At 39.8% G+C, this 9,851-nt stretch carries 9 protein-coding genes and 2 tRNA genes; 4 read left to right on the top strand and 7 right to left on the bottom strand.

All coding sequences use genetic code 11. From position 1 onward, the window contains the following. Both I6F41_RS16530 and queE read right to left on the bottom strand, forming a co-directional pair. Nucleotides 1-381 (bottom strand): class I SAM-dependent DNA methyltransferase (locus tag I6F41_RS16530; protein ID WP_197108781.1); only part of this gene is annotated, 381 nt, incomplete at its 3' end. A 194-nt stretch (nucleotides 382-575) separates the two neighbouring features. Continuing rightward, nucleotides 576-1,241 (bottom strand): 7-carboxy-7-deazaguanine synthase QueE, encoded by a 666-nt coding sequence (queE, locus tag I6F41_RS16535; RefSeq protein WP_197108784.1) that lies wholly within the window; start codon nucleotides 1,239-1,241, stop codon nucleotides 576-578. A 146-nt stretch (nucleotides 1,242-1,387) separates the two neighbouring features. On the opposite strand from queE, the gene queC reads away from it, so the two are divergent. After that, nucleotides 1,388-2,044: a 7-cyano-7-deazaguanine synthase QueC gene (gene queC, locus I6F41_RS16540; protein ID WP_011327802.1), complete on the top strand. Its 657-nt coding sequence runs from the start codon at nucleotides 1,388-1,390 to the stop codon at nucleotides 2,042-2,044. 47 nt (nucleotides 2,045-2,091) lie between these two features. On the opposite strand, the gene I6F41_RS16545 is transcribed toward queC, so the two are convergent. Next, on the bottom strand, nucleotides 2,092-2,541 hold the full coding sequence (locus I6F41_RS16545; protein WP_011327801.1) for a methyltransferase family protein: 450 nt from the start codon (nucleotides 2,539-2,541) through the stop codon (nucleotides 2,092-2,094). Nucleotides 2,542-2,726: 185 nt separating this feature from the next. Between I6F41_RS16545 and I6F41_RS16550 the strand changes: the two genes are divergently transcribed. Further along, nucleotides 2,727-2,969, top strand: coding sequence for a hypothetical protein (locus tag I6F41_RS16550; RefSeq protein WP_089368003.1), 243 nt, complete (start codon nucleotides 2,727-2,729; stop codon nucleotides 2,967-2,969). Here I6F41_RS16550 and I6F41_RS16555 read toward each other — a convergent pair. The 4 genes from I6F41_RS16555 to I6F41_RS16570 form a co-directional block, all read right to left on the bottom strand. After that, nucleotides 2,964-4,010 (bottom strand): hypothetical protein, encoded by a 1,047-nt coding sequence (locus tag I6F41_RS16555; protein WP_197108786.1) that lies wholly within the window; start codon nucleotides 4,008-4,010, stop codon nucleotides 2,964-2,966. The two genes, I6F41_RS16550 and I6F41_RS16555, sit on opposite strands and share 6 nt — an antisense overlap. Nucleotides 4,011-4,319: 309 nt before the next feature. After that, on the bottom strand, nucleotides 4,320-5,258 hold the full coding sequence (locus tag I6F41_RS16560; RefSeq protein WP_011327797.1) for a class I SAM-dependent methyltransferase: 939 nt from the start codon (nucleotides 5,256-5,258) through the stop codon (nucleotides 4,320-4,322). Between the two features lie 2 nt (nucleotides 5,259-5,260). Continuing rightward, nucleotides 5,261-7,255, bottom strand: a complete 1,995-nt coding sequence (gene uvrB / locus I6F41_RS16565) for an excinuclease ABC subunit UvrB (RefSeq protein WP_011327796.1) — start codon at nucleotides 7,253-7,255, stop codon at nucleotides 5,261-5,263. Further along, a complete protein-coding gene (locus tag I6F41_RS16570) occupies nucleotides 7,252-8,628 on the bottom strand; it encodes an MATE family efflux transporter (RefSeq protein WP_182683230.1) in 1,377 nt (458 codons plus the stop codon). Before I6F41_RS16570 ends, uvrB begins: the two co-directional genes overlap by 4 nt. 1,049 nt (nucleotides 8,629-9,677) lie before the next feature. Here I6F41_RS16570 and I6F41_RS16575 point away from each other — a divergent pair. Next, nucleotides 9,678-9,754, top strand: a tRNA-Asn gene (locus I6F41_RS16575). 21 nt (nucleotides 9,755-9,775) lie between these two features. Further along, nucleotides 9,776-9,849 (top strand) — tRNA-Asn (locus I6F41_RS16580). The last annotated feature ends 2 nt before the right edge of the window (nucleotides 9,850-9,851 follow it).

A 9,851-nucleotide genomic window follows, 5' to 3' on the forward strand; every position in this document is an offset into this window, starting at 1 on the left:
TACGCTGATGATACATGCTTTTAATTTTTCAATGCCATCACAGTAGTGAATTGAATACAAAAAACAGGTAATTAAATTTTGCTGCTGCGCTACGGTAAACTCGCTCATATTTTGCAATGTAAATTGTGCTTCTGGGCAGCGAATAGCGGCTCTATCTAGCATAGGTTGATTAATGTCGAGGCCACTGCTTGTATAGCCAAAATTAATAAAATGCCGTACATGCGGGCCTGTGCCACACGCTAAATCTAGGTGTGTATTTGCGCCATTACCAAAAATTTGGTGTAACCGTTTAATAAAATGGCTTTGAGCTTGATAATCTATATCAGCGCACATTAAGTCATAGTAACCAGAGAGATCTGTGTATAAAGCATTTGCGGACATATTGGCCTAGTTATTAAAGGGTAAGTAATTTGGGTGGCGCATAGTAAACTAGTTATTAGTATTAGCGAAGTAAGCTTTAGGGTAGATGTAATTAAGGGTGTCGGATGGCGCTTCGCTTATCCGACCTACGTAATATAAATTAACGCCGAGCTGGTATTAGCTCAAAGCTAATCACTTAAAACCCGGCTTAATTATTAGTTAATCCCTAAATACTTATGCACTTGAATTGATAAGCGCCAGTTTTTAGCAATACAGGTTTTAATAGCCAGTTTAGTTGCTGACTCTTTTTGGCTAATAGGCTGTAAATAAACCAATTTAGGGTTAACACCCGTTTTAACAAACAGCTCTTCTAGCTCCTCTACATGCTTTTGCATGGCAACGGGGTGTTTAATTTCGTCGGCGCGCTGCATGGCGGTTGTAAGTACCTCAAAACCACCGCGCATATTAATTTTTGGCGATACAGTAACCCAAGTTTGCGCAGGGGCAAGTATTTCAAAGGTGCCGCTGGTTTCTATTTGCGTACTGAAGCCGTTTTCGTGCAATAAATTACACACTGGGTTTAAGTCGTACATGCAAGGCTCGCCACCTGTGATCACCACATGCTTTGCGGTATAACCACGTGATTGAAATAACGCTAATATGTTTGCTGCGCTGGCTTGTGCCCAATGATCTGAATCGGCCTTTTTTTCTACTGTTTCGTCAAGCGACACTTTGTACACATTATCAACATCCCATGTTTGTTTTGTATCGCACCAAGAGCACCCTACTGGGCAACCTTGCAAACGCAAAAATATAGACGGTGTACCAGTATAACTAGCTTCACCTTGGATGGTTTCAAACACTTCATTTATTTTGTACAAAAGAGAACTCACTTACGATCAAGCAGCAAAATTGCTACCATTAAGGACTAAATAGCGCAGCGCAAAAATTGTTATTTATGCCGTGGGCATGTAGTATATCGTGCCCTGATATAAACCTCTATTAAAACTAAAGAGCAAAACCAGATATGACGCAAAAAGTAGTAGTTATTTATTCCGGCGGTATGGATTCATTTACCGTATTAAATAAGGCCCTGCAACAAGGACATGATGTTTATGCCTTATCGTTTGACTATGGTCAGCGTCATGTAAAAGAACTTAAGGTGGCAGCCCAGGTGTGTAAGCAATTAAATGTGCCACACAAAATTGTTGATATTTCGGCTATTAATCAAATTATTGGCGGCTCATCTTTAACTGATGATATTGACGTGCCAGAAGGCCATTACGAAGAAGACAGCATGAAAAGCACAATAGTGCCAAACCGTAATATGATTTTACTGTCTTTAGCGGTAGGTTATGCAGTGTCGCTTAAAGCGAGCCAGGTTTATTATGGTGCCCACTCTGGGGATCATGCGATTTACCCTGATTGTCGTCCTGAATTTGTGCAAAAAATGGATGATGTGTGCCGCATTGCCAACTACGATGCCGTAGAAATTTTTAGCCCGTATTTAAACAATACAAAAATTGATATTTTAACCGATGGCATTGCAATGGGCTTAGATTACAGCCAAACATGGACCTGTTATAATGGCCGTGAAAAAGCCTGTGGTAAATGTGGAGCATGCCAAGAGCGCTTAGAAGCATTTGAGGTCAATAACTTAACCGACCCGCTAGAATACGAATAAACAATTTATTAAGGCTATCATCGATAGCCTTTTTTATGGGTGCTTGTTTATAGCCAGCGTTTTACTTTGTTTTTGTATTGGATGTAATCCTCACCAAAGAGCTGAGTAAGCGCCCGCTCTTCAGGAATAATTTGAAACAGTGTTAAGTAGGCAATAAAACCCGCCACACACAAAAGTGCCCATAACGAGCTTAACCAAATACCCCACCCTAGTAGTATAAATACAAAACCCACATACATAGGGTTGCGAGAAAACCTATAAACGCCACTGGTAACTAAATTTGTCGCTTGCTCTGGTTTACTTGGGTTTACTGTGGTGTTAGCCAAACGAAAACTAACCAATCCGGCAATACAAAATACGCAGCCTATAGTTACTAAACTCACCGTTAAATATAAAATAAAGGCACTAAAATCAATCACACTATAATGTGCAATTAAGGCCATTATTAATGCAAAAAAAAGCACAACAACAAGTGGAGGAATTTTATTATTTAACATAGCAGCTCACTTAATTAGTTAATAAAAGGGGCAAACTCTTTGCTTAATCATTACACAATATAGCCAATGTATAAACTACCAGCACACCGGCAATCAACATTTAGAAAAATAAAGTTACAATTAGGCGCTTTATCGTAAATGTATTACGGTTATACTTTAACCAAAGTAATTAACAGGAAGCGGTTATGTCGGGCACTACCATGATTGTATTAATTGTACTTATATCTGTTGGCTCTGGAGTTATATACGATATGTACAAAAAACATTTAGAATTTAAACACCGTATGCAAAATAATAATAGCGATGCTAATAAGCACCTTGCTGAAGTAAATGCGCAAGTTCAAGCATTAAAAGAGCGTGTGCAAACCCTTGAAACCATAGTTACCGATTCAAGCTTTGACGTAAAACAAGAAATAAATAAACTATAAATAATTTTCATATAAATGGGCGTTTTCTGGCTGCTCAATACCGTGGGCAGCTAAAAAACCACCAATAACCTGACCACAGCCCTGTGGTGCTCGGGTGCTGTCTATTTCAAAGTTTAATTGATTAGCGTGCTGCTTGCCCATAGAGCACAAGCCTAGCGCGTCTGGCGAACGTATAGCTACACTTAACTCCCCTATTTGCTCGGCCATTACCTGTTTGCTAAAGCGTGCAAAATTTTTATATTTAAAGTGCTCGCTTACATACTCGTTACTAATGGCTACAAGCGCTGTAATAAAGCCATGTAAAAAGCTATTTGCCGACGTATCGGTTGTTAAAAATGCCATGGTTTTATTATTAAACTCATTTAATTGGCAATCACTACAATTAAGCTCAAGCGTATATAAGTGCTGCTTACTGGTTATTACTTGATGGTTTTTAATCACTATGCTCATACCGGCAAATATCAGCCGTTTAGCTATCGATTGAGCGCTCGCTTGATCAGTGCTATTACTTACCAACTCAGGGTTTTGCGCCATTAATGACAAGTCGTGATGGTTATTAAATGGCGTACTTGTTGCCCCTTTATGCGTTAATTGCAGCAGCTCTCGCACTTCGTGCTCTCGTGCTATTTTAAGTGCTAAAAACGCAGTTTGAATAAGCTCTGAGGTTGGTAGGTTTTTTTCTACTAGCCAGCGCCTGCCAAATAATAATTTTTTTGCGCGAGTGTGATTTTTGTTAGCTGCGCTATTTTTCTCGCAGTTTGAATTATTTGAATAGTTGTCTGGGCTAAGCACTGCCACTTGTAAGTAAAGCTGTTCATTTTGCTGGGCAGCAACCACTCTAAAGTGCGCCGAAAAGTCGATATTTTCAAGCACTGTATTAACACTTTCAAGTGTGTGTTGGTAGCGTAAAAAATGCTGTGGAACAACCCAATTATTATTCTTTAATTGCACCAAAGGGGCAAACGAAATTGGCTGCTCGTAACTGTATTGCCATTTTTTATTATTGACGAGAGGTATACGGTGGCTGTTTTTATTTGGCATAAATTAGTTCGCACATGGCAATGTATTGTCTGTAGCTATTTACGTTATTAGCGGCAATATTAGATCACATTTATGTGCAATTCTAAGTGGCTAATATTTAATTAATTAAGCTCTGCGTTTGTGATGATCGGGTGCAGGAATGCCTGCCTTAAAAGTAAAATTACCTATTACCCCCATAAACACTACTTTAGGTAAATAGCGCCTTAGTAATAAAAATGGCGCATGTATTATAAACATTGCGCCACGGCTCATTTTTTACTGGTAACTAATAACTAAAAACTGGTTATTAATTAAGAGTCATAATTTAAATTAGGCTACTGTTTGCGATGTTTTATAAACAAGCGCTTTTAAGCTTCTGTCACGATCTACTTCAATAAAACGCTCTGTAGCAGCTAACCGTTCAACAAACTCAATAGCGCCCTCTGTGTGCTCTGTAATTAAGGCTTTAAAAGCCTCTTCACTAAGCTCTGGGCTGTTAGCGCAAAGTAATAACTGGGTTGTATCGCTTAATAGCTCAGGTAATCTGCGCAGTACTTTTTGATAGTCTTTCGTTAAAATAAAGCTGCCTTTTTGAAAGCTTGGCGGATCAACAATAATGAGATCAAACGGCGCTGCTTTTTTTAATTTACCAAACGACTTTAAAATATCATGCGGTAAAAAGCTCACCCCTTTATTAAAGCCATTGAGCTGATGATTTTGTTTACCCACCCTAAGCACGCCTTTGCTCATATCCATGTTCATTACATGATCGGCTCCGCCTTGCATTGCCGCCAGCGAAAACCCACAGGTATACGAAAATAAGTTAAGTACTTTTGCCTGTTTACTGTTTGCTTGCACAAACTCACGGCCGCTGCGCATATCAGGAAATATTCCAGTATTTTGGCGGCTGGTTAAATCAACTAAAAAGCCAATACCGTTTTCTTTTACCACATGTTGGCTAGGCAATTGCCCATAAACCAGAGTATTTTGGCTTTGTACACCCGCGCGCTGCTGATACACAAGCGCAGTAATAAGCTCAGGGTGATGTTGCTGCGCCCATTGCCACAGCACACTGGTTAGTTCGCTCAGCGTTGGCTCATCTATTTCATCATAAGACACTAAAAACAAACTAGGTGGGTAAAAGTCTAAGTTAATATGGCTTAGCGCTTCTACGCTATGGCCGCGGCCATGAAACACGCGGCACAGCTCATTTTTTAATAAAGGGGCATCGGCTAATGCGTCAATAAGTGGAGTAAAATTAGGGGTCATAGTTAATTTATCAACTGTTGTTGGAGTTCGTGTATTTCATCACGCACTGAGGCTGCTTTTTCAAATTCTAGATCACTGGCGTAAGCGTGCATTTTACTGTCGAGTTGCTTAATTTGCACTGTGATTTCTTTAGCACTAAGGACTTTTTTAGACTCTTTACGAATGAGTCTAAGGTTATCTTTTGGCCCTGCTTCTTCGCCTACGTCCATCGAATCTAGAATCTTTTTGGCTAACGAATGTGGTTCAATACCGTGTTCAATATTATAAGCATGCTGAATTTCGCGCCTACGTGCGGTTTCGTCCATCGCCTTAGCCATCGATTTTGTAATTCGGTCACCGTATAAAATTGCGCGCCCTTCTAAATGACGTGCGGCGCGGCCTACGGTTTGAATAATAGAGCGCGCTGAGCGTAAAAAGCCTTCTTTATCGGCATCAAGAATTGCCACCAGTGCTACTTCTGGCATATCGAGGCCTTCACGTAGTAAGTTAATGCCTACTAACACATCAAATACTCCAGCGCGTAAATCGCGAATAATTTCGACTCGCTCTACGGTGTCTATATCTGAGTGAAGGTAGCGCACTTTTACATTGTGCTCACTTAAGTAGTCGGTTAAATCCTCCGACATACGTTTGGTTAGCGTGGTAACCAGTACCCGCTCACCTTTCTCAACACTTTTATAAATTTCTGAAAGCAAGTCGTCAACCTGGTCCCCCACTGGGCGCACTTCAATAAGTGGATCAAGCAGTCCTGTTGGTCGAATTACTTGCTCTGCAATTGCGCCCACGCAGCGATCTAATTCAAAATCGCCTGGGGTTGCCGACACATAAATTGTTTGTGGCGAAATAGCTTCAAATTCTTCAAAGCGCAGTGGTCGGTTATCCATAGCCGATGGCATTCTAAAACCATATTCAACCAGGTTTTCTTTGCGGCTTCTGTCGCCTTTGTACATAGCGCCAATTTGCGACACTGTTACATGCGATTCATCAATAATCATTAATGCATCGTCGGGTAAATAGTCAAGTAAAGTTGGCGGCGGATCGCCCGGTGTACGCCCCGATAAGTAACGGCTGTAGTTTTCTATGCCCGAGCAATAACCAAGCTCGCGCATCATTTCAATGTCGTACTGCGTACGCTGTGTTACGCGCTGCTCTTCTACCAATTTATTGGCACTTAATAGCTGTGCTCGGCGATCTTTTAGCTCTTCTTGTATTTTTTCGATAGCACCAAGAATTTTTTCACGCGGGGTTACATAGTGTGTTTTAGGGTAAATAGTGGTGCGCACTATGTGTTTTTCAATTGCGCCTGTGAGGGGGTCAAAAATACTTAAGCGTTCTATTTCGTCATCAAACATTTCTACACGTATCGCAAATGTGCTTGATTCTGCAGGAAATATATCAACCACTTCGCCACGTACTCGGTACGTGCCGCGGCTAAAGTCTACATCATTACGGGTATATTGTATTTCGGCTAAGCGGCGTAGCATATCGCGCTGATCCACTTTTTCGCCCACTTTTAAAAGTAGCATCATTTTCATGTATGATTTTGGATCGCCCAAACCATAAATGGCCGACACTGAGGCTACAATTATAGTATCGCGGCGCTCAAGCAGTGCCTTTGTAGCACTTAAGCGCATTTGCTCAATGTGTTCGTTAATAGATGCGTCTTTTTCTATAAACGTATCACTAGAAACCACATAGGCTTCTGGCTGGTAATAATCGTAATAAGAAACAAAATATTCAACTGCGTTTTTAGGAAAAAACTCTTTCATTTCCCCGTAAAGTTGCGCGGCTAAGGTTTTGTTATGTGCCATTATTATCGTTGGACGGTTTAAGTCGTTAATAATGTTAGCCATGGTAAAGGTTTTACCTGTGCCGGTAGCACCTAGCAAGGTTTGATGAGCAAGCCCGGCCTCAAGTCCTTCGCATAACTGCGCAATCGCGGTGGGCTGATCTCCCGCAGGCTTAAAGTGTGACTTTAGTTGAAAATGATCGCTCAATGACTGCACTCCTGTAACGATTGGTTACTTAATGTTTCAAGCTCTTTCATAAACCATTTATAGGCCACCAAAGCGGTAAACAAGTTACCCACAGCAGCGCCAATAAATAACCCCAATAAGCCAGCAAGTTCGTTGCCTATATACGCAAAGGGTAAATAAAAAATAAATAAACGAATAATACTTAAAAACAATGCGTTCATCGGTTTATGTAAAGCATTAAACGATGAGTTTGATAATATGATCACCCCTTGCAAGCCGTAACTTAATGGAATGGTGTAAATAAATAGTTTTATAACATCAATAACGGCTTGTTCTTTACCAAATAACTGGCTTAACACGCCTGCACTAGCAATTAGTAATATATAAATAATAAACTGCCAAACCATTACAAATTTTAAGGTGCCGGTGTAGGCGTCTTTCACTCTGGATAATTTACTAGCACCAAAGTTTTGGCTTATAAATGGCGGTAATGTCATCGAAAGCGCCAATACTAACAAGCTGGCAATAGATTCTATTTTACTCCCTACCCCAAATGCAGCAACCGCTTCGGGTCCATGATGAGCCACTAATGCGGTCATTACTGCCATTGCAACTGGCGTAAGCATATTTGCCCCTGCCGCAGGCAAACCAATTTTTAATATTTTACTAATAGAGCCAATAACCGTTTGTTTACCTGCTTTTAAACTCAATAAACGTTTTTTTAGTAATATATATAAAATAATCACTACCGCTACTGACCAGGCAATAACACTGGAAATAGCAGCGCCTTCAATACCTAATGCCGGAATAGGTCCAAAGCCAAAAATAAGTATAGGATCGCAAATGGCATTTATTAGCCCTGCCCCGCCCATCACAAAGCTAGGCGTTTTGGTGTCGCCGCTGGCACGTAATACCGAGTTGCCAATCATAGGTGTTATTAAACACACGCTGCCTAAAAACCATACATTCATATACTGATGTATTAGCGGTAATACGTTTTCACCAGCCCCTAGTAAAGTAAATATGGGGTCAATAAACACATAACCAAAAAAAGATAATATAAGTACCAAAATCACAGCCACCAATAAAGAAATACTGGCATCAAAACGCGCTTCATTTACTTTGTGGCTGCCCAAGGCTTTTGCAATAACCGCAGAAGTGCCTATGCCCAAACCAATGGCTAAGCTTATTACCATAAAAGTAACCGGAAATGTAAAGCTCACAGCTGCTAATGGCTCTGTTCCTAATAAGCTAATAAAAAACGTATCAACAATGTTAAACATCATCAACGACACCAAGCCAAATATCATTGGAATGGTCATTTTTTTTAGTGTTGGCGAGATAGGATCATTGAGTAAATCAGGGCGAGTATGTTTTTCTGAAATTACGCGCATAGAATAAGTTGGCCTCTTTTTACTGAGCTAAACATTTTAAAGCATCTGGGCAATTCAAGCCATGCTTTATTGAGTATAGAGGGCTAAATACCTAACTAAGGAGTAAAGCTTTGTTTTCAAGCCTTAGCGTATAAATTCACCTTGAGAGCGCCAAAAAACAAATATAGATCATTTAAATTACTTTTATAACATTTAACGCTTCATAAATGGTGCATTATCACACAACATATTTTTTTACTTTATCGTCACGAAAAGTTTTACTTATCGTTAGAGTCGCTTTCAGCATCAATTCGTAACACACTGTTTTTTAATGATTTAAAAAAACATTCTTAAAGACTTGAAATCGTTGCAGCCCCCTAAAATACTGGGGGTACTGAAGTTCATAAAGTTTAATAAACAGAGTTATCCACAGAAACCGTGGATAACTCATTCAAAGCCGCATTTATAAAGGGGTTACAGCGGATCAAATAAAATGCCGTATTAAACTTATCCACGTTACCAATATGAAAACTTTCTTGGGCTTTAATGTAAAGCTTGCTGTTAGCTGCAATCACCACCTTATTGAGCAACCTAAAGGTGTAAATAAAATTATTTAAGCTATTGATTGTGTTGTTTTTGTACAAACCTTTGCGATTGGCTAATTATTAACTAATAAGTAATTAAATAAAGATATTTTTAGTTTTTGCCGTATTCGTTTTTTATGGAATTTAAGTATTAAATCGATTTTAAGCGTTAAATTTTAAAAACCACTCTGCCTGTGTAAGCTCTTTACGGTAATGTTTTTGTAATATTGAGCGCTATTTTTAGGTGTAATGGCTGTTTTTTATATTTTAAATTAAGTAAATACGCCCTTTAATTTAATAATTTTTAAAAACAAAAGTACTTTTTCATAAAAATGACGCGCTTTAATTTTGGCATTTGTGCTATAAAACGTGCAGATCGAACACAAAAACAACGAATAGAGTTCTTTTTTGTATTTATGATCTTTTATGTGTTGACACTTTGCGGCTGGATCATTAATATTTCGCCCCGTTGAAAGGCAAGACGCTTCCCCCTTAGCTCAGTTGGTTAGAGCGACGGACTGTTAATCCGCAGGTCCCCCGTTCGAGTCGGGGAGGGGGAGCCAAGTTTTTCAACCATAAACGATTCCCCCTTAGCTCAGTTGGTTAGAGCGACGGACTGTTAATCCGCAGGTCCCCCGTTCGAGTCGGGGAGGGGGAGCC

It is taken from the genome of Pseudoalteromonas sp. SCQQ13, from assembly GCF_015864415.1.
Lineage (GTDB): Bacteria > Pseudomonadota > Gammaproteobacteria > Enterobacterales > Alteromonadaceae > Pseudoalteromonas > Pseudoalteromonas nigrifaciens.

What these genes read in the sequence shown, in the direction of transcription:
- queC (WP_011327802.1), top strand. Translation starts at nt 1,388, where the DNA reads ATGACGCAAAAAGTAGTAGTTATTTATTCCGGCGGTATGGATTCATTT.
- I6F41_RS16545 (WP_011327801.1), bottom strand. Translation starts at nt 2,541, where the DNA reads ATGTTAAATAATAAAATTCCTCCACTTGTTGTTGTGCTTTTTTTTGCA.
- I6F41_RS16550 (WP_089368003.1), top strand. Translation starts at nt 2,727, where the DNA reads ATGTCGGGCACTACCATGATTGTATTAATTGTACTTATATCTGTTGGC.
- I6F41_RS16555 (WP_197108786.1), bottom strand. Translation starts at nt 4,010, where the DNA reads ATGCCAAATAAAAACAGCCACCGTATACCTCTCGTCAATAATAAAAAA.
- I6F41_RS16560 (WP_011327797.1), bottom strand. Translation starts at nt 5,258, where the DNA reads ATGACCCCTAATTTTACTCCACTTATTGACGCATTAGCCGATGCCCCT.
- I6F41_RS16570 (WP_182683230.1), bottom strand. Translation starts at nt 8,628, where the DNA reads ATGCGCGTAATTTCAGAAAAACATACTCGCCCTGATTTACTCAATGAT.